Genomic DNA, 23,189 nt, shown 5'->3' with positions numbered 1-23,189 from the left:
TTTATTTACAGCCCCTACGAATACAGGTTAGTTGACAAACCCTTGGTTGAACTCCGTTGATTCCTAACGATTTAATATTTCGCGCCGGCATTTTGCTGCCTTTTGTTATTAATCTGTCGCGAACTCATGACCATTAATCAGCGACAACCTGATTGGAGAGTTGACCATGAAATCCACCTTTCTCCGCTACGTGCTTGCCGCGCTGATCGGTCTGTTCGTGGCCGGTGGCCCGGCGTTCGCGCAGAACGTCCGGATCAGCGGTGCCGGCGCGAGCTTCCCGTTCCCGCTCTATTCTGCTTGGTTCCAGAAGTACAGCCAGATCACGCCCGGCGTGCGCATCGACTATCAGTCCACGGGCAGCGGCGCCGGCGTGCGCTCGTTCATCCAGCGCCTGGTGGACTTCGCGGGCAGCGACGCGGCCATCTCCGACGAGGAGAAGGCTCAGATCGACGGCGGCGTCGTGGTCCTCCCGCTCACGGCCGGTGAGGTCGTGCTGGCCTACAACCTGCCGGGCGTCAAGGAGCTGAAGCTCCCGCGCGAGGTCTACCCGCTGATCTTCACGGGTGACGTCAACCGCTGGAACGATCCGCGCATCGTCGCCGCCAACCCCGGCGTGACGCTCCCCGATCAGACCATCACGGTCGTCCGCCGTTCGGACAGCTCGGGCACGACCTTCGTGTTCACGCAGCACCTGTCCGCCATCAGCGAGCCTTTCAAGACCAAGCTGGGCTTCGGCACCACCGTGCAGTGGCCGAGCCTGCCGAACTTCATCGGCGCGCCGCGTAACGACGGCATCACCGCCACCGTCATGCAGACGCCCGGCGCCATCGGCTACATCGAGTACGGCTTCGCCCGTCTCTCCAACACGCCCTTCGCGCTGCTCGAAAACAAGTCGGGCAACTTCGTGAAGGCGGGTGACGAAGCCGGCCAGGCCGCGCTCGCCAGCGCCGACTTCTCGGGCGACGACCTGCGCATCTGGATCACGGACCCGACCGATCCCAAGGCCTACCCGATCGCCACCTTCACCTGGCTGCTGTTCTACAAGAAGCACGGCAACGAGCAGATCGCTGCCGCGCTGCGCGACTTCGTCAAGTGGGCTGCGACCGACGGTCAGACGATGGCTTCCGAACTCGGCTACATCCCGCTGCCGAAGATCGTCGTCGAGCGCGTCATCGCAGAGTCCGCCAACATCCAGTAAGCGGATGACGGCGTAACGGACAGCTCCCGGATTTCGCATCCGGGAGCGAAAAGCGCCGGCCACTTTCCGGGGTGGCCGGCCTATCCGCGACAGTGCCGCAACTGCACGACGGGCTGTGCACTGCGGGTGGTTCGTGGCCGATCTTTCAGCAACAAGGTGACGCAAGATGGCTCAGCTCAAGCCTACCTCACTGTCCGAGAAATCCATTTCGCAAAATCCCTCCGGTGCCGAATATGCCACCGACCGCGGCTTCAAGTGGCTGGCACGTGCCAGCGGCGTCGGCACGATCGTGCTGCTGGTCGCGGTTCTGATCGTGATCGGCGCCGAGGCGCTTCCCGCGATCTCCAAGCATGGCCTCAGCTTCCTCACGAGCGCCGTCTGGGCGCCGGGGCGCAACGAGTTCGGCATCCTGGCCGAAATCTGGGGTACGCTTTACAGCTCCATCCTTGCACTCATCATCGCCGGCTTCTTCGGTGTCGCGATCTCCATCTTCCTGACGCAGGACTTCCTGCCGCCGGCGCTCGCGCAGGTGTTCCGCACCATCGTCGAGATGCTGGCCGCCATCCCCAGCGTCGTTTACGGTCTGTGGGGTATCTTCGTCGTCATCCCCGCAATCCGGCCGGTGGCGAACTGGCTGCACGAATATCTCGGCTTCATTCCGCTCTTCAGCACGTCGTTCGGTGGCCCCGGCATGGCGCCGGCCGTGATCGTGCTGGCCATCATGGTGCTGCCGACGGTGGCCGCCATCTCGCAGGACGCCTTCCGCCTCATCCCCTACAAGGTGAAGGAAGCCGCCTACGGCATGGGCACCACGCGCTGGGAAGCGATCCTGAAGGTCATGGTCCCCACCGCCGCCAACGGCATCTTCGCCTCGCTCGTGCTCGGCTTCGGCCGCGCCCTCGGCGAAACGATGGCGCTCGCCATGATCATCGGCAACGCGAACCAGATCAGCCTGTCGCTGTTCTCGCCCGCCAACACGCTGGCCTCGCTGCTGGCGTCGACCTTCCCGGAGGCGGGGCAGATCGAGCGCGAGGCGCTGATGTTCGCGGCGCTGACCCTGCTCTTCATCACCTTCATCGTGAACGTCGCGGGCACGATCATCATGTCCTTCGCGTCCAAGCAACAGACCAGCTGAGGGGGCATCCATGACCATGACGACAGCCGATTTCTCGCAGGCAGCCGCCGCGAAAGCGGTGCCCAGCATGCGCCGCTCGTTCGCCGAGCCGCGTAACCTGCGCAGCTACCTCCTCACGCTTTCCGTTTGGCTCATCGCCATCATCGCCTCGGTGCCGCTGTTCTCCGTGCTCTACATGCTCATCTCGCAGGGCGGCGCGCGGCTGAGCTTCGATCTGTTCACGCAGCTCCCGCCCGCCGGCTTCATGCCGGGCGGCGGCTTCGGCAACGCCATCATCGGCACGCTGGTGATGGTGGGCATCGGTTCGCTGATCTCCATCCCGATCGGCATCCTGGGCGGCATCTACCTCGGCGCGATCTCGCCCGACAGCAAGCTGTCCGAGACGGTCCGCTTCGTCGGCAAGGTGCTGACCGGCTTCCCCTCCATCCTCGTCGGTGTGTTCGTCTTCGGCGCACTGGTGCAGGCCATGGGCACCTTCTCGGCCCTCGCCGGCGGTGTCGCGCTGGCCATCGGCATGCTGCCCACCGTCCTGCTGACCTCCGAGCAGGCCATCCGCATGGTGCCCCAGCGCATGAAGGACGCGGCCGTGGGCATCGGCTGCACCACGACGCAGACCGTCTGGAAGGTGGTGCTGCCGACCGCGCTGCCCGGCATCATGACCGGCATCATGCTCGGCATCGCCTCCGCGGCCGGTGAATCCGCGCCGCTGCTGTTCACCGCGCTGTTCAGCAACTTCTGGCTGGAGAGCCTGGTCGAGCCGACCGCCTCGCTGTCGATCCTGATCTACAACTTCTCGGGCATGCCTTTCCCGAACCAGATCCAGCTCGCCTGGTCCGCATCGCTCGTGCTGGTGCTGATCGTTCTCGTCTTCAACATCCTCAGCCGGCTCTTCGGAAACCGGAAAGTCTAACGTTGCCGTCGGAGTAGGCCCATGACCACGAATCTGTCCACCCCGTCCGCCGCTGCCGCCACGACCGCAGGCGCCAACGCCCCTCAGTACGCGATCTCGGCGGCGATCGACAAAATCTACTACGGTGACTTTCTGGCCGTGCGCGACAGCGTCATCGGCGTCGAGAAAGGCAAGATCACCGGCTTCATCGGCCCCTCGGGCTGCGGCAAGTCCACGGTGCTGCGCAGCCTCAACCGCATGAACGACCTCATCCCGATCTTCCGCCTCGAAGGCCGGGTCGATTTCATGGGGCAGGACATCTACGCCAAGGACATCGACCCCGTGTCGGTGCGCCGCCACATCGGCATGGTGTTCCAGCAGCCGAACCCGTTCTCCATGAGCATCTACGAGAACGTGGCCTTCGGCCTGCGCCTCAACCGCTACAAGGGCAACATGGACGAGCAGGTGGAGCGTTCGCTGCGCCGCGCCGGCCTGTGGAACGAGGTGAAGGACAAGCTGAAGCAGAACGGCCTCGCCCTCTCCGGCGGCCAGCAGCAGCGCCTGTGCATCGCCCGCGCCATCGCCATTGAGCCGACCGTGCTGCTGATGGACGAGCCCTGCTCGGCGCTCGACCCGATCGCGACGCGCATCGTGGAAGAGCTGATGCTTGAGCTGAAGCAGGACTACAGCGTCGCCATCGTGACCCACAACATGCAGCAGGCCCAGCGCGTGGCCGACATCACGGCGTTCTTCTCCGTCGACGTCTCCAAGGGCGGTCGCACCGGCTACCTCGTGGAAAAGGGTCCGACGAAGGAGCTGTTCGACCATCCTCGCGAGCAACTGACGCGCGAATACGTTTCCGGCCAGTTCAGCTAAGGAGATGGATCATGGAGCGCGCAGGTCTTGACAGGACGCTGCCTCTCGCGGCGCTTGCAATGTTCGTCTGTCTCGCCGAAGGGGCGAAGGCCGTTGAACTCAACGGGGCGGGGGCGACCTTCCCCGCCAACCTCTACAAGGAATGGATCGAGACGTTCAACCGTGCCAACGCCGACATCACCGTCACCTACGACGCGGTCGGCAGCGGCGAGGGTATCCGGCGGTTCACGCAGGGCACCGTCGCTTTCGGCGCGACCGAACGTCCGATGTCGGAGAAGGAAGTCGCCAGCGTCGCCGAAGGCGTGCTGCATGTGCCGACGACGGCCGGCATGGTCGTTCTCGCCTACAACATCCCCGGCTTCACCGGCGACCTGCGGCTGAGCCGCCAGGCGCTCGTCGGTGTCCTGAGCGGCCAGATCACGCGCTGGGACGACCCGCTCATCCGCGCGGCCAATCCGGACGCCAACCTGCCCGAGCGCAACATCGCCCTCGTCGCCCGGCGGGACTCGAGCGGCACGACGTTCTCCCTCACCAACCATCTGGCGAAGGTGAGCGATACGTGGAAAGAGGTCGGCACCAGCATCGCCTGGCCGGCCAACGCCCAGATCGTCTCCGGCAGCGAAGCCGTGGCGGGGCGCATCGCCATCGCGGAATATTCGATCGGCTACGTCGAGTATTCCTTCGCCGCCCGCCTCAACCTGCGCTCCGCGCTCGTCGAGAACAAGGCCGGGCAGTTCATCCGCGCGGACGGCTCCTCGGGCGCGGCGGCTCTCGCCTCGGCCCTGGACGCCATGCCCGAGGACGGCCGCCAGCTCATTCCCGATCCCGCGGGCGACGCGGTCTATCCGATCGTATCCTACAGCTGGGTGCTGCTTCGCAAGGCCAACAAGGACCAGCAGGTCGCCGCCGGGCTGAAGCGCTTCGTGGGCTGGGGACTGACGGACGGCCAGTCCTTCGCCGACAAGCTCGGCTACATCCCGCTGCCGGCGCCGGTCGTGACCCGCGCGCAGGCAATCCTCGGGACGCTGAACTGAGCGGACGCCGTCGCCGGCCGCGATAACAAAACACCGGATCGGGACGGGTTTCCGCTGAAACGCCATCCCGGTCCGATCCTTTAGAATCCGTCCCGTTTACGTTGAAACAGGACAGACTCTCGATTCCTTATTTTGAGCGAGTTCCGATCGATCAGACGATTCCATTTGATCGGAAAGCGCTCTGGGCAAGCATGACCTTTCCCGAAAGCGGTATCGACTCTCCGGCTTCCGGCACGTATCGCATGCGGGACAATTCAGGCTGAAGAACAACGATACGGCTGCTCGCGCGGCGCGGGAGGACATGGGTGAGGCTGGTGATGAACCTGCAGGAAGTCGAGGTTGCACTGGCGCATCTGATGACGGCATCGGCCAAGCCGGACACGCATGTCTTCGACGACAAGGAGCCGCTGTCCGACGATGTCGTGCGCCGCATGATCAGCGGCTATGCCCATGTCAACGACCTGCTGCGCACCGGCGTCAACCTGTTCGACTACGGCTGCTCCAGCCACTGGCTCGAACTCAACCACCTCGTCCTGTGCGGCACCACGCCCGGGCGCCGGGAGCAATTCCGCGACCATATCGAGCAGACGGAGCGGCGCTTCTACGACGATTCCATCGGCGGCATCGGCGAGCGGATCGAATGGCTGCGGCGGCACCGCTCAAGCGCTCCGGAGGCGCTGGCGGCGGGCATCTTCCTGCACATCACCAGCGCGCCGCAGCTCTTCATCGAGGGCAACCGCCGCACCGCGACGCTGATCGCGAGCTATGCGCTGGTGTCGCACGCGCGCCCGCCGCTCGTGGTGACGGACAGCGACTACCAAGCGTTCTTCTCCCTCACCGACGACTGCAAGCATATCCACAGGGATCGCTGGGACCATTTCCTATCGTACTACGCCGTCAGCTACCGCATCGAGCGTTTTCTCCGGAAGACGGCGGACGGGCGCTACCTGACCACGGACGGCGGCGATCCGGGGTGACGGGACGTGCGTATTCCACCGGCACACACCTGTTTCCCGGCAAGCCCCCTTCCCTGCGCGCCGCGAATGGGGCATACGTCCCCTCGAAACCGGCACACCTTCAATCTTTATTCATTCTCCCCTGCCAGTGTGCGCTGCATGCCAGCCTTCGAGTGCGATAGATGACCATGATTCGCGTTCTTCTCCTGTCCGGGTTTGCGTCTCTCCTTGCCCTGCCCACGGCCGCCACGGCCGGGCCTGCCCTCGCCAGCACCGGCAAGCTGGACAGCCCCACCTTCGTGCTGCCCGCCAACGATGGCTACGGCGTCGCCGACTGCCTCTCCCACGGCGGCGCGTGCGCCATTCAGGTCGCCAACGCCTGGTGCGCCGCGCAGGGCTATCACCACGCTTCCGGAATGAAGACTGTCGCCCGGGAAGGCACGTCGTCGCGCGGGCCGGCAGTCGCCGTCACCTGCGACCCGTGACGCGGCCGATGGGCCGCGATTGACGGGACCGGCCATTTTGACGATCTTGCGCTGGATCGGGGCGGGCTTTCACTAAATCGCCGTCCCGGTCCATTTCTTTGTCCAAGCTTGACTTTCCCGAGAAGCGGCATCCGCTTTTAGGGATCGCGCGCCGGCCGGACGGGATCGCTTCCGGCCTTGTTTCCCCGGGAGGTTTCCGTGACTTTCACCGCATCCGTTCCGTCCCGCATCGGGACGCGCGCCGCACTCGCCGGCGCCCTCCTCGCCGCGCTGGCCACGGCGTCCTGCAACACGGCCATGAACGCGCCCGTGAAGCCCGAGGCGCTGGACGGCACCGTCTATGCCGCGCCGCTCAACACGGCCGAATTGTCGAAGCATTCCTGCGGCGCGCCGATCATCGCCTACCGCAACCTGATCGACAGGGACGTGCGCACGGGCTTCCTCAGCCAGTCCGTCTATGACCGGATCGCGCCGCAGATCGCCAGCGCCGCCTCCACCTGCGTGGCCGGCAACGACGCGGCCGCCATCGCATCGCTGCGCGCCACCAAGCGCCAGTTCGGCTATCCCGTCTGACCGTCCATGCCGGCCCGGATGGCGTGGCCCTCACGCCGCCCGGGCAAGCCGTTCCGTGACGAAGCGCACGATGTAGGCGGGCATCGCGGCGGTATCGATGTCCGCCGCCGTGCGTACGAGGCGCACGCCCGACAGCTCGGGCTCCGTCTCCCGCGCCAGGAAATCGTCAATGCGCGCCTTGAGCGCGCTGGCGGGCAGCGGCGAGCGGGCTTCCCGCAGCAGCGCGGTGCGCGGCCCGTCAAGCACCGCCGTCCAGCCGGTGTCGAAGGTCACGGCATCGGGGCCGAGGCCCGTTTCCTCCAGCAGCTCGCGCGCGACGCTTCCCGCGACATCGATGCTGCCGTCCGGGCGCACATCCGTGCGATCGAGGCTTCCGCCGGGGAAATATACCTTGCCGCCGTTCGCCGTGTGCGCCGCCATCTCGCCCATCACGAAGGCGCCGTCCGCGGAGCGCAGGGCCGCGAGCCCGAAGCAGTTGCCCACGCCGGGCTCCGGAAAGCCGAAGTCCTGCATGGCGAGGAAACTCGCGTAATCGGCCTCGCGAAAGCGTGCGGCGAACACGCCGTCAGTGACGGCGCGGCGGGTGCAGACCAGCACGATGCCGTTGAACAGGGCCGGCTTCTCCCGCAGGCGCCGCGCCCAGTTCTCGGCAATGCGCGCGCGGTTCTCTTGCGCCCAGCCCCACGGCTCCCGCTCGATGGCCGCATCGATATGCTGAAGGGAAACGATCTCCACGCCGTCCGGCTCCTGTGCTGGCGTCACACCCGTTCCGCCGTGAAGCGGACGGAGGGCGCGACGAATTCTTCCTGCGCCTCGATCAGCCGGATCTCGCGTCCGCCGAGTTCCACCGTCTTGCGCAGCAGGCCGTGCATGGAGGATGCCGCCGCTTCCAGCGCCACCACCGCCGACCTGCTTTTCAGGTAATGCACGAAGAACAACGCTGCTGTGACATCGCCGCCGCCATTGACGGTGATCGGCAGGCGCGGCGTGCGCACCCTGTGGAGGCCGCCGCCGTTGGAGGCAAGCAGGTCGAGACAGTCGGCGGGCGTGTCCTCGGTGATCACGGAAGTGACGAGCACGACCTTCGGCCCCCGCGCATGCAGGCTGTCGATGGCGGCGCGCGCCTCCGTCAGCGTGGGGGCGGCGCGCCCGGCCAGCAGTTCGAGTTCGAAATGGTTGGGCGTGATGATATCCGCCGCCGGCACCGCGTGGTCGCGCATGAACTCCTCGATGCCCGGCCGCACGAAGACGCCGCGCCCGACGTCGCCGATCACAGGGTCGCAACAGTAGAGCGCGGCCGGATTGGCCTCGCGCACGCGCGCGACTGTGGCGAGGATGGCGCTGCCGATGTCGGCGGAGCCCATGTAGCCCGACAGCACGCCGTCGCAGGAGCCGAGCACGCCGCGCTCGCTGATGCCGTCGACCAGTTCCTCGATCGAGTGGCCGTCGAACACCCGCCCCTTCCACGAACCATAGCCCGTGTGGTTGGAGAACTGCACCGTGTGTATGGACCAGACATCGACGCCGAGCCGCTGCATGGGGAAGACGGCCGCCGCATTTCCGACATGGCCGTAGGCGACATGAGACTGGATGGAAAGAACGTTCATTGTTATCTGGAACCCCGACTGGAGACTTCGCCGCCTCGCGGCGAAAAAATCGCAGGCAGCGTTTTTACGTCCACGCGCGCCCCGCCGCAATCCCCGTTTCCGCCCTGCGTCCATCCCGCGTGGGGCGTCCTTCCACCCCCGATTCGCCGCTCGTAGTTCACTGCCATGACCATTGCCAGCCTCATCGACACCGTGATCGCCGCCACGCGCGACAATGCCCAGTGGGCCGCGCCGATCGTGTTTCTGGTCGCCTTCGCGGAATCGTTCGCGCTGCTGGCGCTGCTGGTGCCGGGATGGGCGATCCTGATCGGCATTGGCGCGCTGATCGGTGCCTCCGGCATCGACTTCTGGCCCGTGTGGGCGGCGGCGGCCTCCGGCGCGGCGCTTGGCGACTGGATTTCCTACTGGGTGGGCCATCATTTCAAGGACCGCGCCACCCAATGGTGGCCGCTCTCCCGCCATCCGGCGATGGTGGAGCGCGGGCGCGCCTTCTTCCAGCGCTTCGGCGCGTGGAGCGTCTTCATCGGCCGTTTCTTCGGCCCGCTGCGCGCCGTGGTGCCGCTGATCGCGGGCATCTTCGGCATGCGGCAATGGTCGTTCCAACTCGCCAACATCACCTCCGCCCTGCTGTGGGCGTTCGTCCTGCTCGCTCCGGTGGCAGCGGTGTTGCGGCAGTTCATGTGACCGGGGGCGGGCGGCCCGCCGGCACGAGGGGCGGATATTTTCCCGGCACTGTGCTCATGCGACAATAGCGCGCGGGCGGGAATTGGCATATGTACCGTTGCGCCGCACGCATAGCCGCCGCGCCAGAGGCGTCGCGGCGCCAGGATCCCACCGGGCCATGTTCCGGCCGCGCGCCAGCCATGCCCGGTTCGCCGTTTTTATTTTTCGATTTACCGATACGACGTTTTCTGCCGACGCCGGACAGGAAAGAACATCACATGGACGCTGCATCTCCCGCCTCCAGAAGCGCCGTGCCTCCCGGCTGGCGGCCCGACCGTTGCGACCGCGTCGCGCTCGTGCTGCAGGGCGGCGGCGCGCTCGGCGCCTACCAGGGCGGCGTCTACGAGGCGCTGCACGAGGCCGGGCTGGAGCCGGACTGGGTTTCGGGCGTCTCGATCGGCGCCATCAACGCCGCCATCATCGCCGGCAACCCGCCCGACCGGCGGCTCGAAAACCTGCGCACTTTCTGGGAGAGGATCACGGAGCGCAAGGTCTGGGCCTACACGCCGGACGGCGATATCTTCCGGCAGATGCGCAACGCCAACAGCGCCTTCCTCACCTACCTGCTGGGGCAGCCGGGCTTCTTCAAGCCCCACCTTACGAACCCCTTCTTCAGCCCGGCGGGCGCACGCACGGCGACGAGCTTCTACGACATGTCGCCGCTCGCGGAGACGCTGGCGGAACTCGTCGATTTCTCGCTGATCAACAAGCAGAGGATGCGGTTCGCGGTGGGTGCGGTCAACATCCTGACCGGCAATTTCACCTACTTCGACAACGCCCACGAAGAGATCTCGGCAGAGCACATCATGGCCTCCGGTGCCCTGCCGCCCACGCTGCCGATGCAGAAGATCGGGACGGATTTCTACTGGGACGGCGGCCTCGTCTCGAACACGCCGCTGCAGCATCTGCTCGACCAGTCCGACCACCTGAACTCGCTGGTGTTCCAGGTAGACCTGTTCAGCGCGCGCGGGTCGCTACCACGCGACATCTTCGACGTGTTCAGCCGGCAGAAGGACATCATGAACTCGTCCCGAACCCGCTACAACACGGACGTCTACCGCCAGTTGCACGAGTGGAAGAGCCGCCTGCAGGCAGTGCTGGAAAAGGTTCCCGACGAGCTGCTCACGGACGAGGAGCGCTATCTGCGCCACCAGCTGAGCGACATGCCGGAAATCACCATCCTGCAACTCATCTACCAGCAGACGGCCTACGAGGGTGCCGCGAGGGACTACGAGTTTTCCGGCACGTCGATGCGCGAGCACTGGAGCAGCGGCTACGACGACACGCGCCGCACCCTCAAGCAGCGCGAATGGCTGGAGATGCCGCCGCCCGGCGCGGGCATCGTGGTGCACGACGTGCACCACAAGCGCGCCCTCTGAAGCGGAGAAGCGGATCAGACACCTCGGACCTGAACAACGGGCACCGTTTTAGGGTCGATTTGTCTGTCCTGTTTCAACGTAAACAGGACAGATTCTATCGGGTGGCAGGCGCCCGCAGGCCCGGGGCGGCGGGCGCGGGCGCCGCGGCCTGGGAATTGACACGCGAAGGCACGCGGTGCTGTTCGGACGGCGGCGGCGGCATGTTGTCGCCACCTTCGAGCACGCCGGGCGGCAGCTTGCGTGCACAACCCGCCAGCACGGCGGCAGCCGACAGGGCGATGACCAAGGCCAATCCACTTCTCGTCATGATAGCTCCCCTGGGCGGCATGCAACGCTATTGCATGCGGGCCCCGTTGACACACCAAACTTGCGCGAATCCCGCCGGCATCCGTCCGGCAATTTACAGCATTTTTCCCGCGATGCGAGCTTGCGCGCCGTCGGCGGGCGCACGGCTGCCGTGCGCATGAAGAAATCGTGTCAAGAAGCTTGACCCGGCAACGCGCGGAGCGCTAACAGACCAGATCAGGCCTTCATGAATCGGGCGCTACCGGCCCGGTGAACAGGGTACGCAGCAGGAAAGTTCCGCCATGGCGCGTATCGTCCTCATCGACAACTACGATTCCTTTACGTGGAATCTGGTGCATCTCGTCGCGTCCGCCGGCCCGACGGAGGTCGATGTTTACCGCAACGACGCCATCACCGTCGAAGGAATCCGCGCGCTGTCGCCGGACGCCGTGGTGCTCTCGCCCGGCCCCTGCACACCCAACGAGGCGGGCATCTGCCTCGACGTCATCACTGAGCTGGGCCGGGAGATCCCGCTGTTCGGCGTGTGCCTCGGCATGCAGGCGATGGGACAGGCCTATGGCGGCGACGTGGTGCGCGCGCCGCGGCCCATGCACGGCAAGCTGTCCGAGGTGCGCCACGACGGGCGCGGCCTGTTCCGCGGCATCAACGGCCCCTTCCAGGCAACCCGCTATCACTCGCTGATCGTGGACCGCGCCACGCTGCCGGCGGAACTGACGGTGACGGCACAGGCGGACGACCTGATCATGGCCGTGTCGCACAGGACGCTGCCGGTGCACGGCGTGCAGTTCCATCCGGAAAGCATCCTTTCCGAGCACGGCGCCACCATCGTCCGCAACTTCCTCGACCTCGCGGCCCAATGGAACGCGCACACGCGCCTTCCCGAACCCGCCTGATCCGACCGTCTACGGGAACCTGTTCCATGGATGCTTTCAAGCCCTTCATCGCCAAGGTCGCCACCGGCGCTTCGCTGAACCGTGAAGAGGCGCGCGCGGCCTTCGACACCATGCTCTCCGGCGAGGTGACGCCCGCGCAGGGCGGCGGTTTCCTGATGGCGCTGCGCGTGCGCGGCGAAAGCGTGGACGAGATCGCCGGCGCGGTGGAGGCGCTGCGCTCGCGCATGCTGCGCGTGGAAGCGCCCGCCGATGCCGTCGATATCGTCGGCACCGGTGGCGACAACTCCGGCAGCTACAATGTCTCCACGCTGGCGGCCATCATCACGGCGGCGGCGGGCGTGCCGGTCGCCAAGCACGGCAACCGCGCGGCCTCGTCGAAGTCCGGCGCGGCGGATGTGCTGGTGGCGCTCGGCGTCAACCTCAGCAACGATCCCGCCAACATCGCCCGCGCCGTCCGCGAGGCCGGCGTCGGGTTCATGTTCGCGCCCAACCATCACGCCTCGATGCGCCACGTCGGCCCCGTCCGGGTGGAGCTTGGCACGCGCACGCTGTTCAACATCATCGGCCCGCTGTCCAACCCGGCCGGCGCCAGGCGGCAGGTGCTCGGCACCTATTCCTCCTCGCTGCTCGCGCCGCTCGCCGAGGTGCTCCGCTCGCTGGGCTCGGAACGGGTCTGGCTCGTGCATGGGCTCGACGGCCTCGACGAGCTGTCGACGGCAGCCCCCACCGATGTCGTCGCGCTGGAGGACGGCAGCATCCGCCGCTTCACCGTCACGGCGGAGGAAGCGGGCCTTCCCCAGGCGCGGCCGGAAGACCTGCGCGGCGGCGATCCCGAACACAACGCGAAGGCGCTTCTGGCCGTGCTCGCCGGCGAGAAGACGCCCTACCGCGACATCTCCGTGCTCAACGCGGCAGCAGCGCTCGTCGTGGCGAAAAAGGCGGCGAACCTGCGCGAGGGTGCGGCAATCGCCGCCGCAGCGCTTGATTCGGGCAAGGCCCGCGCCACGCTGGACAAGCTCGTCGCGGTCTCCAACGACGGGAGCGCCGCATGACCGCCGCTACCGATGTGTTGGCCCATATCGAGGCCTACAAGCGCGCCGAGATCGCCGCCGCGAAGGAGGCGATCCCGCAGGCCGCCATCGAGCGGCGCGCGGCGGACGCCCCGGTCCCGCGCGGATTCGCGGCGGCGATCGCCCGCCATCTCGGCGAGGGGCGACCGGCGCTCATCGCGGAGATCAAGAAGGCGAGCCCCTCGAAGGGCCTCATCCGGGCGGACTTCGATCCGCCCGCCCTCGCCCGCGCCTACGCGAAAGGCGGCGCGACCTGTCTTTCCGTGCTCACCGACGGTCCGTCGTTCCAGGGCGATCCGGCCTATCTCGGCGCGGCGCGCGAGGCGTCCGGCCTGCCCGCCCTGCGCAAGGACTTCCTGTTCGACCCCTATCAGGTCTACGAGGCGCGGGCCTGGGGCGCGGACTGCATCCTGATCATCCTGGCGAGCGTCGACGACGCCACAGCCCGCGCACTCGCCGACACCGCGCGCGATCTCGGGATGGACACGCTCGTTGAGGTGCATGACGCGGCGGAACTCGACCGCGCGCTCGCCCTCGGCACGAAGCTCGTCGGCATCAACAACCGCAACCTGCGCACGTTCGAGACATCGCTCGCCGTGAGCGAGGCGCTGGCGCCGCGCGTGCCGGGCGACCGCATCCTGGTGGGGGAGAGCGGCATCTTCACCCACGCCGACATCGTTCGCCTGCAAGCCGCCGGAATCAACACGTTCCTCGTTGGCGAAAGCCTGATGCGGCAGGAGGATGTGGAGGCCGCGACACGCGCGCTGCTGTTCGGCGATGATGCCGCCGCCGCGACGAAAGCGTGATGCAAAGTCATCAGCGACGAAAAAAACGGACTTAAACCCGCCCGGCGCGAATGACATGTCAGCGTATTCGTTGACAAGAAAGCGTAAACTTCTATGTTCCGCAACGAGGATGCGGGGTGTTCCCCATCCAGGGACGGGCCGTTTGCGGCCCCGCGTCGCCATTCGGGACATACGGTTCCGTTCTCCGGCGCATCTTTAGCGGAATACGATGTCGTTTGCGGAACTCGGTCTGAGCGAAAAGGTGTTGCAGGCGGTCGCGGCTGCCGGCTACACCTCCCCCACCCCCATCCAGGCGCAAGCCATTCCCCATGCTCTGGCGCGGCGCGACGTGCTGGGCATCGCCCAGACAGGCACCGGCAAGACGGCCGCCTTCACGCTGCCGATGCTGAACCTGCTGGAGACGGGACGCGCCCGGGCGCGTATGCCGCGCACGCTCATCCTTGAGCCGACGCGCGAACTCGCCGCGCAGGTGGAGGAAAGCTTCGTCAAGCTCGGCGCCAGCCACAAGCTGTCGGTGGCGCTGCTGATCGGCGGCGTTTCCTTCGCCGATCAGGACGCGAAGATCACGCGCGGCACCGACGTGCTGATCGCGACGCCGGGCCGCCTGCTCGACCATTTCGAGCGCGGCAAGCTGCTGCTGACCGGCATCGAGGTGCTCGTCATCGACGAGGCCGACCGCATGCTCGACATGGGCTTCATTCCCGACATCGAGCGCATCTGCAAGATGGTGCCCTTCACCCGCCAGACGCTGTTCTTCTCCGCCACCATGCCGCCGGAAATCCAGCGGCTGACGGAGACGTTCCTGAGCAACCCGGTGAAGATCGAGGTCGCGCGCCCCTCCTCCACCGCGAGCACCATCACCCAGCGGTTGGTGGCCTCGGGCGCGGAGGCGCACGACAAGCGCGCCGTGCTGCGCCGCCTCATCAGGGGGGCGGAAGACCTGCAGAACGCCATCATCTTCTGCAACCGCAAGCGCGATGTGGCCATCCTGCTGCGCTCGCTCGAACGCCACCATTTCAATGTGGTCGCACTGCACGGCGACATGGACCAGATGTCGCGCATGCAGGCGCTCGACAAGTTCCGCAGTGGCGGCGCCACGCTGCTGGTGGCGAGCGACGTTGCCGCGCGCGGGCTCGACATTCCCGAAGTGAGCCACGTCTTCAACTTCGACGTGCCGTTCCACGCGGAAGACTACGTGCACCGCATCGGCCGCACCGGCCGCGCCGGGCGCTCGGGCCATGCCGCCACCATCGTGACCAGCCACGACGCCAAGGCGCTCGCGGCCATCGAGTCGCTGACGGGCCAGCCAATCCAGTGGGAGGGGCCGAACATCGAGGAACTCATCGCCGAGCATCCCGAACTCGACCAGCCCGACTCCCGGCGTGGGCGCGGGCGGTCTGCCGCGAAGCGCGACGGTGAAACGCGCGAGCGGCGTGGCAGCCAGTCCGGGCGCCCTGCCCCGCGCGGCGAAGCGCAAGCCCCGAGGGAGCCCGCGCAGAGGGAACCTGCCCAGCGCGAGAGAGAGCCTGCCCAGCGCGGCGAGCGCACGCGGGCCGTGGCCGTGCGCCAGCACGAGCCGATTCGCGCCGGCGACCGCCAGAGCCGCCACCGGCGCGAGGACGACGACCTGCCGGTCGTGGGCTTCGGCGATCACATCCCGGCCTTCCTGCTGCAGGCCGTGAACCTCGACGCCCTCATGTCCGATAACGATTTCTCCGCCGGGGAGAACGAACTCGAGATCGTCGAGGACGTCGCGGAAGAGGCCGTCGAGGAAGCGGTCGCACACACCGCCGACCGTGAAAAACCCGCGCGGCGCGGCCGCTCGCGCCGCGCGAAGTCCATTGCCATCCGCACGCCGGACGACGGGAAAACCACGCCGCCGGCGGACGAAACGCAGCCTGTCGCGGCGGACCCCGAAGCAGTCCCGGAAACCGCCGAAGCCGCCGCCGCTTCGGCCCTCGAAGCGGCGGGCGAGACCTTGACTGCCGTCGCGGACGCCGCCTTTGCGGAAACGACGGAGGCCGTGCCGGCCGATGCGCCCGTGCCGGAACAGCTGGCGGAGCCCGCCGGGCCGGAGCAGGCAGCGCCGGTCGATGCCGCGCAGGAACTGGTGCCGGCGAAGCCGGCCCGCCGCACGCGCCGCGAGGCAGCCGTTACGGAGACCGCCGCCGAGACGCCTGTGGTGGCGGACGCTACGCCCGACGCGCCGGAGACAGCACCGGTCAAGAAGCCGGCCCGCACGCGCCGCAAGGTCGCCTCCGCGGAGACCGCCGCCGAAGTGCCGGCGCCCGACGCCGGCGCCGGAACCGTCGCGGCGGAGGCGCCCGCGGCAAAGCCGGCGCGTGCGCGCAGAAAGGCGGTCGCGGAGACCGCCGTCGACGAGGCGCCGAAAAAGGCGGTGCGCCGGACCAAGAAGGCCGTTGTGGCCGAGGAAACCGGCGAAGCGGCGGCAACGGAAACGGCGGTCAAGAAGCCCGCCGCACGCCGGCCGCGCAAGAAGGCGGAGCCGGTGGAAGCCCCCGACACGACGTCAGCATCCGCCGAAACGCCTTCCGACGCCAAGGCGCCATCGGAAGCGTGACGGAGCCGGGATGCGTTTCGACGTCCCTCTGGTGGAAGGCAGGCTGGTGCGGCGCTACAAGCGCTTCCTGGCCGATGTGGAGGTGGCCGGCGAGATCGTCACCGTCCACTGCGCCAATCCGGGCGCGATGACCGGCCTCACGGCACCGGGCAACCGCGTCTGGCTGTCACGCTCGTCGAATGTGAAGCGCAAGCTGCCATTGTCGTGGGAGATGGTGGAAGCCGCGTTTGGCGACAGGCTGCATGTCGTCGGCATCAACACCGCGCATCCGAACCGCATCGCGGCCGAAGCGATCGCGGAGGGCGCCGTCCCCGAACTCGCCGGCTATGGCGCGCTGCGGCGCGAGGTGCGATACGGCAAGGCGAGCCGCGTCGATATCCTGCTCGAATCGCCGGACAGACCCGCCTGCTATGTGGAGGTGAAGAACGTCCACCTGATGCGCGAGCCCGGCCTTGCGGAGTTTCCCGATTCCGTCACGGCGCGCGGCGCGCGCCACCTGGAGGAACTCGGCGACATGGTGGAGGCAGGCCACCGCGCCGTGATGCTCTTCGTCATCCAGATGCCCGCCGACCGCTTCACGCTCGCCGCCGATATCGACCCGTTCTATGCGAAGGCGTTCGCGCCCGCCCGTGAGCGCGGTGTCGAGGCCCTGGCCCTCGCCTGCCACCTCGACCCCGGCAACGCCGACGCCCCGGCGGCCATCGCCGTCAGCCATCCCGTGCCGATCGTTCCCTGATCTTCAGCCGTGTGTGTAAACGGCATTGAGCCGCGTGCGCGCGATCTCGCGGAAGCCGTAGCGCTTCAGCAGCGCATGCAGATCGGTCTGCCAGCGGCTCTCGCTGTTTTCGAGAATGAGCAGGCGTGGCCACAGGCTTTGCGGCGCCATGGCGAGGAACGGCTCCAGAATGAGGTCCTCCGCCCCCTGCACGTCGAGCTTGATGGCGTCCACATGGTCGAAGCGCTCGTCGCGGATGACGTCGAGCATGGTTCTCGCGGGCACGCGCAGGGTGGGCGCGTTGGCGGAGCCGACGATCTTGATGCTGGCCTCGCCGATGTTGGAGGGATCGAGGAACAGCGTCACCTCCCCCGCCCTGTCGGCGAGCGCGCAGGCGATGGCCTTGACTGTGCCGAAGCGGTTGACGCCGATGTTCCACACCAGCCGCTCGAAAATCTCCGGCTGCGGCTCGATGGCGAGGATGCGCGCGCGCGGCCCGGCGTGCGCCGCCGCGTGCAGGGCATAGAAGCCCGCATTCGCGCCCACGTCGAGGAACACGAAATCCTCCGTGATGGCGCTGCGCAGTATCGCGAGTTCCTCGGCGTCGAAGAATTGCGGCGTGAACAGAACCTTCTTCTCGGAAATGTTGTTGTAGGGCTTGATGCGCATGCGCGCGCCCAGCGCCTCGATGTCGAGCGGCGCGCCGGCGAGGCTGCGCAGCACGAGATTGCGCAGGAAGAACGCGCAGCGCCGCCCGGCCCACGTATCCGGCAGCTTGCCTGTCAGCGAGAGCGCCGACCGCACGAACGGCGACGGCGCGTAAGCACCGAAAGGCGCCGCGTCGGTAGGCATGGCTTGTGCGATCACGTCTGTCACCATGAAACGATCATTACACCCCACCCGGCCCGTAGGCCAGTCCCACAAACATCGCAGCAAGGTCGACGGGAATATCTTGCATGATGCGCCGTCTCGCTTAGATTGGAAAGGATCATCATGCAAGGTTCCGAAACAGGTCTCTTATGAACGAATTCGATGCCGCCGTCGTTGCGCGCCGGTCCAACGACATCATCATCTACGGTCCGGACGCTTTCGTCGGCATGCGCAAGGCGGGTCAGGCGGCGGCCGTGTGCCTCGATCTCCTGACGGATTTCATCAAACCGGGCGTCACGACCGCGCAAATCGATGAACTCGTCGCCAGCTACGGCGAGGAACACGGTTACCTACCCGCCCAGTTGCTTTACCGCGGCTTCCGCCACACCTGCTGCACGTCGATCAACCATGTCGTGTGCCACGGCCAGCCGAACGACAAGCCGCTGCGCGACGGCGACATCGTCAATGTCGACGTGACGTTCATCGTCGACGGCTGGTATGGCGACTCAAGCCGGATGTACTTCATCGGCGAGGTGTCGCGCAAGGCCCAGCGGCTGGTCGAAGTCACCTACGAATCGCTCGTGCGCGGCATCGCCGCGGTGAAGCCCGGCGCGACGCTCGGCGACATCGGCGCCGCCATCCAGGAATACGCGGAGGGCGAGCGCTGCTCTGTCGTGCGCGATTTCTGCGGCCACGGCGTCGGCCGCTCTTTCCACGAAGCGCCGAGCGTGCTGCACTACGGAAGGCGCGGCGAGGGCGCAAAGCTACAACAGGGCATGATCTTCACCATCGAGCCGATGATCAACCTCGGCCGCCCGCATGTGAAGGTGCTGTCGGACGGATGGACTGCCGTGACGCGCGACCGCTCGCTCACTGCCCAGTTCGAACACGCCGTCGGCGTGACCGAAACCGGCTGCGAGGTGTTCACCACCTCGCCGGCGGGGCTGCACCATCCGCCGTTTTCCGCGGATGCCTGAGCACGCTTCCTGCGCATCGGCAGCAGGCGCCGGCAGGCCGCAATATGCCGGAACGTGATTCTGCCAGTCCGGGCGGCATCACGTTCCGTGATTCCCCGATTCTTGCGATTGCCTGATTTCAAGGCGCCGCCCGCGTCCGGGACCACGCTTCAGGTCCGCGCGTGACCTTAACCAGCAGCGAACCTCAGCCTCATGACAGAGCCGGCTTCGTCCGACGAGACGCCCCATTTTCACGGCCATCGCGACCGGTTGCGCGCGCGTTTCCGCGAGGCGGGCGCCGATGCGCTGGCCGATTATGAACTGCTTGAGCTGGTGCTGTTCCGCGCCATCCCGCGCCGCGACGTCAAGCCCATTGCCAAGGATCTGATTCGCCGTTTCGGCAGCTTCGCGGAAGTGCTCACCGCGCCGGAGCGCCTTTTGAGCGAGACGGACGGCATCGGCCCCGGCGCCGTCACCGACCTGAAGCTCATCGAGGCTGCCGCCCGCCGCCTGACGCGCGGCGCCATCGCCGGCCGCTCCGTGCTCGATTCATGGACCGCCGTGCTGGATTACTGCCGCACCGCCATGGCCTTCGCGCCGAAGGAACACTTCCGCGTGCTGTTCCTCGACAAGCGCAACCAGCTCATCGCCGACGAGGAGCAGCAGCGCGGCACCGTCGACCATACGCCGGTCTATCCGCGCGAGGTGGTGAAGCGGGCGCTGGAACTGTCGGCGAGCGCCCTCATCCTGGTGCACAACCATCCCTCGGGCGACCCCGCGCCCTCCGCCGCCGATATCCGCATGACGCGCGAGATCGTCGACATCGCCAGCCCGCTCGGCATCACGGTCCACGATCATGTCATCGTGGGGCGCAAGGGCCACGCCAGCTTGCGCGGACTGGGCGTCATGTGAGAAACGCGGCCCGGCGGGCCGCGTTGTCGCGCGCCGGTGCTTCCTGGGAGGCGCTGGCGCCTGTCGTCTATCGGCTGCGAATGTCGGCGAAGAAGGTGTCGATGCGCTGCTTGAGCAGCGTGGTCTGATCGTTCACGCTGCCGGCCGCGGCCAGCACGCGCCCGATACCCTCGAACGCCTCCGTGGCACCCTTGTCGATGCCGGCGATATCCCTCGATATCTGCTGGGAGCCCCGCGCCACGTCCTGCACATTGCGGGCGATCTCGCGCGTCGCCGCCTCCTGTTCCTCGATGGCGGCGGAAACGGACGTCGCAATCTGCCCGAGTTCCTCAACCACCTGGTCGATCGACGCGACGGCCTGCGCCGTTGCCCCCGACACCGTCTGGATATCACTGACGTGGCGGGCAATTTCCTCGGTTGCGCGCGCCGTCTGTGAGGCGAGGTTCTTGACCTCGGACGCCACCACGGCAAAGCCGCGTCCCGCCTCGCCGGCCCGCGCCGCCTCGATGGTGGCGTTGAGCGCGAGCAGGTTGGTCTGCGCCGCGATGGAACTGATCAGCGCCACCACCTCGCCGATCTTCTGGGCCGATTCGACCAGGTTCCTGACCGTGCCATCGCTCTTGGCCGTCTCCGCCTCCGCGACTCGCGTCACTTCCTGCGAATGGACCATCTGCCGGGCGATCTCCTGAATGGAACTCGACAACTGTTCCGAGGCGGAGGCCACCGTCTGGCTGGCGCTGGCCGCCTGCCCTGTCGCAACGGCGATGGTGTTCGCCATCTGCATGTCGCGCTGCGCCCCTTCCGATATCTGGCGCGCGATGGCCGTCACCGCGGCGATCGATTCCATCACCGTGCCGATGGTGGCGTTCATCTCACTGTCGAGCCGGGCGATCAGCTCATCGAGCCGCGCGGCATGATGCTCGGCCTTCTGCTCCGCCGCGATCTGCTCGTGGATGTCGATCAGCGACCCGCAAGCCCGCACCGCCCGGCCCTTCGCATCCCGCGCCACGCCGCCCGTGGCCTTGAACCAGCGGTAGCTGCCGTCCTTCATCTTCAGGCGGTTGAGCACCTCGTAACTGCGCGTGCGCCCGGCGAGCGCATCCTGAAAGGCCGCGAAGGTCCGTGCCGCGTCGTCCGGATGCAACCGGTCCGACCAGGCGCTCATGCTGTCGGGAAACTCGGACACCGTCTCGAAACCGAGCAGCCGGCGAAATCCGCCTGTCCATGTCCAGCGGCTGTTGGCGTGGGCGGGATTGCCCTCATAAAGCTGCGCATCCCACAGGCCGATGCCCGCATGGTTGCTCCACAGGTCGACAAGCTGGTCGCCATGGGAGGCCAGCGGCAGGATTTTCTCGAAAACGCCCATCATTCCCCCGACAACACTGAAACGGCGCATGCCGGCACGGCAGCACCGGCGACAGGATCGTCGATGGAGAGGTGATCTCAAACAGGCAAATATGTCAACGATTCAGCTGAATGCGTCTGAAATATACCGTCTGTCCGTCATTTTTGTCACGGGGCGGGCACCCCGGCTGCCGACAGGATGCGCGGCAGGGTCTCGGCGATGAGCGCCAGATTGAGACCGATGCCGATGAGGGCGAAGAGCGCGATCATGCCGTAGCGCATGACGCTGGCGCTGCGCTCCTCGCGTGTGAGGGTTTTCAGGGATGTCAGCATGGCGAAGCTCCTTGCCGCCATCCTGCCGCCGGACCCTCAGCGGCAGGTTAACGGCACGAGCCCCGCGCAACACAGGGTGAACGCCGGGTTAAGCCTGGCCGTCGTCTAACGCCGACTCAGTTCGAAGAGACGGCTGCCCGAGGGGGATTTCCAGTTTCGGCTCCCGGGGTCCCGTGGCGCGTGCCTTGCTCTCACGATCCTGGGCCACCTCGTGTACATAACCTTTAAACTCGGTGCTTTGCCAACGCTCCCACAGGTTCGCTTCGAGAATGAGGCTACGGCGGTTGACGAGGATGGCCTCTCTCTTCTTCCGAATTTCCGTCAGGGCTTTCAGGAGACCGTCCCGTCGTTCCTGCTGTGGGCCGGATAGCTGCGGCAACGCATACATCAGTTTCGGGTCGCAGGGCACTTCCGGCAGGCCTTTATTGACTCTCACCTCCCGGGCCTCTTCACGCAGATTGCGAAGCGCCTCGCGCGCGTTGTCCTGCGTGCCCGGCGAGCACCGCGCCATATAGGCGTTGATATCGTTCTCGATATTATTGAGCCGCAGTGCCAACTCTCCTGGAGGCCTGCTGCTTTTCTTGCACACTTCAGATAAATTTCTGCAGCGTTCAATAGAACTTCTCAAATAATTGACAATACCATATATTTCATTGCTAATCTTATCTTTAGATTCATTTACACCAGCAAAAATCCTCACAAGAATGAGGTCATCCAGCAATTTTGAGCAAAATGTTTCAACATCCTTCTTCATCCGCTCGATCTGGGTCTCGCAATCCTTCCAGGTGACCCTTGCTTTGCCGGGCTCAAGCTTCCTGTCGCCCTTCATATCCTTGGGTTTGGTTTTGGCCTGTTCAGCATTTCGGGTGAGTGCAGCGGATTCGATAGTCTCGACGGCATCTCCGTTCAGCAGATCGGTGTCGCCTCCCCCGCCAACATTGGGCTTCTTGCGAAAATCGTCCAGCTCGTCCAGAAGCCGTCTCACCTCCCAGGAAGAGAAGGGCCTGTCACTATTCCTGAATGCATGCAGGGAGCGGAGCAGGTTTTCCAGACGCCCTTTGTCCGTCAGGGATACATCTTCTACGGTGAACTTGTTTTTGTGGTCATCCGCCAACAACTCCACAGATTCGGCGAAAACCTGCCTTTCTCGTCGATTGAATCGGCCATCGTTACAGCAGGGCAGGAGCCAGGATACCGTCCGGCCGTACCATGCGGAACATCCGCTCCGGACGCTCACCCCTCCATCGGGGCGGCCATACAGCAGACCGTAGCTACCGTTGAGATTCCGGATTTTCCCCCTGTAGTCATCCACAATATAAGCACCAGCGGAACGGCAAAAATTCTCATATGAAACAGAAGACATATCATATCACCATTCAATATATAAATAAGACTGTCTATTTTATATTTTTAAAATTGAATTTAACTTTCGTTTTATTTCCTTTCATGTTCTATTCCCGGCATGAAAAAGGGCCACGCGCCTGCCGAGATCAAGCGCCTCCCTGCACCGCCGGGAGGCGCCATAGGCGAGGAGCGCTTCAGTAGCGG

At 66.1% G+C, this 23,189-nt stretch carries 23 protein-coding genes and 2 pseudogenes; 17 read left to right on the top strand and 8 right to left on the bottom strand.

The features are described 5' to 3' along the window. Positions 1 to 166 precede the first annotated feature (166 nt). The 8 genes from pstS (FHS82_RS16980) (at position 167) to FHS82_RS16945 (ending at position 7,146) form a co-directional block, all read left to right on the top strand. Positions 167 to 1,198 carry a phosphate ABC transporter substrate-binding protein PstS gene (pstS, locus tag FHS82_RS16980; RefSeq protein ID WP_166955057.1) on the top strand — a complete coding sequence of 344 codons (1,032 nt, stop codon included), beginning with the start codon at positions 167 to 169 and terminating at the stop codon, positions 1,196 to 1,198. Positions 1,199 to 1,364: 166 nt separating this feature from the next. After that, the gene (gene pstC, locus FHS82_RS16975) at positions 1,365 to 2,333 is read left to right on the top strand and encodes a phosphate ABC transporter permease subunit PstC (protein WP_166955055.1); all 969 of its coding nucleotides are present in this window, start codon (positions 1,365 to 1,367) and stop codon (positions 2,331 to 2,333) included. Positions 2,334 to 2,343: 10 nt separating this feature from the next. Then, on the top strand, positions 2,344 to 3,243 hold the full coding sequence (gene pstA, locus FHS82_RS16970) for a phosphate ABC transporter permease PstA (RefSeq protein ID WP_166955053.1): 900 nt from the start codon (positions 2,344 to 2,346) through the stop codon (positions 3,241 to 3,243). A 21-nt stretch (positions 3,244 to 3,264) separates the two neighbouring features. Then, the gene (gene pstB, locus FHS82_RS16965; RefSeq protein ID WP_166955051.1) at positions 3,265 to 4,098 is read left to right on the top strand and encodes a phosphate ABC transporter ATP-binding protein PstB; all 834 of its coding nucleotides are present in this window, start codon (positions 3,265 to 3,267) and stop codon (positions 4,096 to 4,098) included. Positions 4,099 to 4,109: 11 nt separating this feature from the next. Next, positions 4,110 to 5,132: a phosphate ABC transporter substrate-binding protein PstS gene (gene pstS, locus FHS82_RS16960; protein WP_166955049.1), complete on the top strand. Its 1,023-nt coding sequence runs from the start codon at positions 4,110 to 4,112 to the stop codon at positions 5,130 to 5,132. Between the two features lie 305 nt (positions 5,133 to 5,437). Continuing rightward, on the top strand, positions 5,438 to 6,109 hold the full coding sequence (locus FHS82_RS16955; RefSeq protein WP_166955048.1) for a hypothetical protein: 672 nt from the start codon (positions 5,438 to 5,440) through the stop codon (positions 6,107 to 6,109). Between the two features lie 161 nt (positions 6,110 to 6,270). After that, positions 6,271 to 6,573 carry a hypothetical protein gene (locus tag FHS82_RS16950; RefSeq protein ID WP_166955046.1) on the top strand — a complete coding sequence of 101 codons (303 nt, stop codon included), beginning with the start codon at positions 6,271 to 6,273 and terminating at the stop codon, positions 6,571 to 6,573. 198 nt (positions 6,574 to 6,771) lie between these two features. Beyond that, on the top strand, positions 6,772 to 7,146 hold the full coding sequence (locus tag FHS82_RS16945; RefSeq protein ID WP_166955044.1) for a hypothetical protein: 375 nt from the start codon (positions 6,772 to 6,774) through the stop codon (positions 7,144 to 7,146). Between the two features lie 30 nt (positions 7,147 to 7,176). Here FHS82_RS16945 and FHS82_RS16940 read toward each other — a convergent pair whose 3' ends face one another. Beyond that, on the bottom strand, positions 7,177 to 7,908 hold the full coding sequence (locus tag FHS82_RS16940; protein WP_208394304.1) for an NUDIX hydrolase: 732 nt from the start codon (positions 7,906 to 7,908) through the stop codon (positions 7,177 to 7,179). Beyond that, on the bottom strand, positions 7,905 to 8,753 hold the full coding sequence (pdxY, locus tag FHS82_RS16935) for a pyridoxal kinase PdxY (RefSeq protein WP_166955042.1): 849 nt from the start codon (positions 8,751 to 8,753) through the stop codon (positions 7,905 to 7,907). The genes FHS82_RS16940 and pdxY overlap by 4 nt, the downstream gene beginning before the upstream one ends. 165 nt (positions 8,754 to 8,918) lie before the next feature. Here pdxY and FHS82_RS16930 point away from each other — a divergent pair, with 165 nt between their 5' ends. Then, the gene (locus FHS82_RS16930) at positions 8,919 to 9,437 is read left to right on the top strand and encodes a DedA family protein (protein WP_166955034.1); all 519 of its coding nucleotides are present in this window, start codon (positions 8,919 to 8,921) and stop codon (positions 9,435 to 9,437) included. Between the two features lie 257 nt (positions 9,438 to 9,694). Next, complete coding sequence (locus FHS82_RS16925; protein WP_166955031.1) at positions 9,695 to 10,855, top strand: patatin-like phospholipase family protein; 1,161 nt, start codon at positions 9,695 to 9,697, stop codon at positions 10,853 to 10,855. Positions 10,856 to 10,949: 94 nt separating this feature from the next. Here the strand turns inward: FHS82_RS16925 and FHS82_RS16920 are convergent, their stop codons facing one another. Further along, positions 10,950 to 11,162, bottom strand: a complete 213-nt coding sequence (locus FHS82_RS16920; RefSeq protein ID WP_166955028.1) for a hypothetical protein — start codon at positions 11,160 to 11,162, stop codon at positions 10,950 to 10,952. Between the two features lie 280 nt (positions 11,163 to 11,442). On the opposite strand from FHS82_RS16920, the gene FHS82_RS16915 reads away from it, so the two are divergent. From FHS82_RS16915 to sfsA, 5 genes and pseudogenes are all read left to right on the top strand, one after another. Then, positions 11,443 to 12,054, top strand: coding sequence for an anthranilate synthase component II (locus tag FHS82_RS16915; protein WP_166955025.1), 612 nt, complete (start codon positions 11,443 to 11,445; stop codon positions 12,052 to 12,054). Positions 12,055 to 12,080: 26 nt separating this feature from the next. Continuing rightward, a complete protein-coding gene (gene trpD / locus FHS82_RS16910; RefSeq protein WP_166955022.1) occupies positions 12,081 to 13,106 on the top strand; it encodes an anthranilate phosphoribosyltransferase in 1,026 nt (341 codons plus the stop codon). Beyond that, complete coding sequence (trpC, locus tag FHS82_RS16905) at positions 13,103 to 13,930, top strand: indole-3-glycerol phosphate synthase TrpC (RefSeq protein ID WP_166955018.1); 828 nt, start codon at positions 13,103 to 13,105, stop codon at positions 13,928 to 13,930. The genes trpD and trpC overlap by 4 nt, the downstream gene beginning before the upstream one ends. Positions 13,931 to 14,138: 208 nt before the next feature. Beyond that, positions 14,139 to 15,605 (top strand): annotated as a pseudogene (locus FHS82_RS21210) (DEAD/DEAH box helicase); the annotation flags it as partial. A 916-nt stretch (positions 15,606 to 16,521) separates the two neighbouring features. Continuing rightward, a complete protein-coding gene (sfsA, locus tag FHS82_RS16895) occupies positions 16,522 to 17,247 on the top strand; it encodes a DNA/RNA nuclease SfsA (RefSeq protein ID WP_166955010.1) in 726 nt (241 codons plus the stop codon). 3 nt (positions 17,248 to 17,250) lie between these two features. On the opposite strand, the gene FHS82_RS16890 is transcribed toward sfsA, so the two are convergent. Beyond that, positions 17,251 to 18,105 carry an FkbM family methyltransferase gene (locus FHS82_RS16890; protein ID WP_246225401.1) on the bottom strand — a complete coding sequence of 285 codons (855 nt, stop codon included), beginning with the start codon at positions 18,103 to 18,105 and terminating at the stop codon, positions 17,251 to 17,253. A 140-nt stretch (positions 18,106 to 18,245) separates the two neighbouring features. Here FHS82_RS16890 and map point away from each other — a divergent pair, with 140 nt between their 5' ends. Both map and radC read left to right on the top strand, forming a co-directional pair. After that, the gene (map, locus tag FHS82_RS16885; RefSeq protein WP_166955006.1) at positions 18,246 to 19,073 is read left to right on the top strand and encodes a type I methionyl aminopeptidase; all 828 of its coding nucleotides are present in this window, start codon (positions 18,246 to 18,248) and stop codon (positions 19,071 to 19,073) included. 192 nt (positions 19,074 to 19,265) lie between these two features. After that, positions 19,266 to 19,964 carry a RadC family protein gene (radC, locus tag FHS82_RS16880; RefSeq protein ID WP_166955002.1) on the top strand — a complete coding sequence of 233 codons (699 nt, stop codon included), beginning with the start codon at positions 19,266 to 19,268 and terminating at the stop codon, positions 19,962 to 19,964. 67 nt (positions 19,965 to 20,031) lie between these two features. Here radC and FHS82_RS21535 read toward each other — a convergent pair whose 3' ends face one another. The 4 genes and pseudogenes from FHS82_RS21535 to FHS82_RS16865 all read right to left on the bottom strand — a co-directional run bounded on the left by FHS82_RS21535 (position 20,032) and on the right by FHS82_RS16865 (position 23,004). Beyond that, complete coding sequence (locus FHS82_RS21535) at positions 20,032 to 20,859, bottom strand: methyl-accepting chemotaxis protein (protein WP_465270102.1); 828 nt, start codon at positions 20,857 to 20,859, stop codon at positions 20,032 to 20,034. Positions 20,860 to 20,901: 42 nt separating this feature from the next. After that, a pseudogene (locus FHS82_RS21530) lies at positions 20,902 to 21,330 on the bottom strand (PAS domain-containing protein); the annotation flags it as partial. A gap of 146 nt (positions 21,331 to 21,476) precedes the next feature. Continuing rightward, positions 21,477 to 21,641 carry a hypothetical protein gene (locus tag FHS82_RS16870; protein WP_166954986.1) on the bottom strand — a complete coding sequence of 55 codons (165 nt, stop codon included), beginning with the start codon at positions 21,639 to 21,641 and terminating at the stop codon, positions 21,477 to 21,479. Between the two features lie 88 nt (positions 21,642 to 21,729). After that, positions 21,730 to 23,004 (bottom strand): hypothetical protein, encoded by a 1,275-nt coding sequence (locus tag FHS82_RS16865; RefSeq protein ID WP_166954984.1) that lies wholly within the window; start codon positions 23,002 to 23,004, stop codon positions 21,730 to 21,732. Positions 23,005 to 23,189: the final 185 nt, after the last annotated feature.

It is taken from the genome of Pseudochelatococcus lubricantis (genome assembly GCF_011762225.1).
Taxonomy (GTDB): Bacteria; Pseudomonadota; Alphaproteobacteria; order Rhizobiales; family Beijerinckiaceae; genus Pseudochelatococcus; species Pseudochelatococcus lubricantis.
This window is presented reverse-complemented; position numbering and strand designations above follow the sequence as displayed.

Coding starts and splice junctions, on each gene's coding strand:
- pstS (WP_166955057.1), top strand. CDS start 167: ATGAAATCCACCTTTCTCCGCTACGTGCTTGCCGCGCTGATCGGTCTG.
- pstC (WP_166955055.1), top strand. CDS start 1,365: ATGGCTCAGCTCAAGCCTACCTCACTGTCCGAGAAATCCATTTCGCAA.
- pstA (WP_166955053.1), top strand. CDS start 2,344: ATGACCATGACGACAGCCGATTTCTCGCAGGCAGCCGCCGCGAAAGCG.
- pstB (WP_166955051.1), top strand. CDS start 3,265: ATGACCACGAATCTGTCCACCCCGTCCGCCGCTGCCGCCACGACCGCA.
- pstS (WP_166955049.1), top strand. CDS start 4,110: ATGGAGCGCGCAGGTCTTGACAGGACGCTGCCTCTCGCGGCGCTTGCA.
- FHS82_RS16950 (WP_166955046.1), top strand. CDS start 6,271: ATGACCATGATTCGCGTTCTTCTCCTGTCCGGGTTTGCGTCTCTCCTT.
- pdxY (WP_166955042.1), bottom strand. CDS start 8,753: ATGAACGTTCTTTCCATCCAGTCTCATGTCGCCTACGGCCATGTCGGA.
- FHS82_RS16930 (WP_166955034.1), top strand. CDS start 8,919: ATGACCATTGCCAGCCTCATCGACACCGTGATCGCCGCCACGCGCGAC.
- FHS82_RS16925 (WP_166955031.1), top strand. CDS start 9,695: ATGGACGCTGCATCTCCCGCCTCCAGAAGCGCCGTGCCTCCCGGCTGG.
- FHS82_RS16920 (WP_166955028.1), bottom strand. CDS start 11,162: ATGACGAGAAGTGGATTGGCCTTGGTCATCGCCCTGTCGGCTGCCGCC.
- FHS82_RS16915 (WP_166955025.1), top strand. CDS start 11,443: ATGGCGCGTATCGTCCTCATCGACAACTACGATTCCTTTACGTGGAAT.
- trpD (WP_166955022.1), top strand. CDS start 12,081: ATGGATGCTTTCAAGCCCTTCATCGCCAAGGTCGCCACCGGCGCTTCG.
- trpC (WP_166955018.1), top strand. CDS start 13,103: ATGACCGCCGCTACCGATGTGTTGGCCCATATCGAGGCCTACAAGCGC.
- sfsA (WP_166955010.1), top strand. CDS start 16,522: ATGCGTTTCGACGTCCCTCTGGTGGAAGGCAGGCTGGTGCGGCGCTAC.
- FHS82_RS16890 (WP_246225401.1), bottom strand. CDS start 18,105: ATGGTGACAGACGTGATCGCACAAGCCATGCCTACCGACGCGGCGCCT.
- map (WP_166955006.1), top strand. CDS start 18,246: ATGAACGAATTCGATGCCGCCGTCGTTGCGCGCCGGTCCAACGACATC.
- radC (WP_166955002.1), top strand. CDS start 19,266: ATGACAGAGCCGGCTTCGTCCGACGAGACGCCCCATTTTCACGGCCAT.
- FHS82_RS16870 (WP_166954986.1), bottom strand. CDS start 21,641: ATGCTGACATCCCTGAAAACCCTCACACGCGAGGAGCGCAGCGCCAGC.
- FHS82_RS16865 (WP_166954984.1), bottom strand. CDS start 23,004: ATGTCTTCTGTTTCATATGAGAATTTTTGCCGTTCCGCTGGTGCTTAT.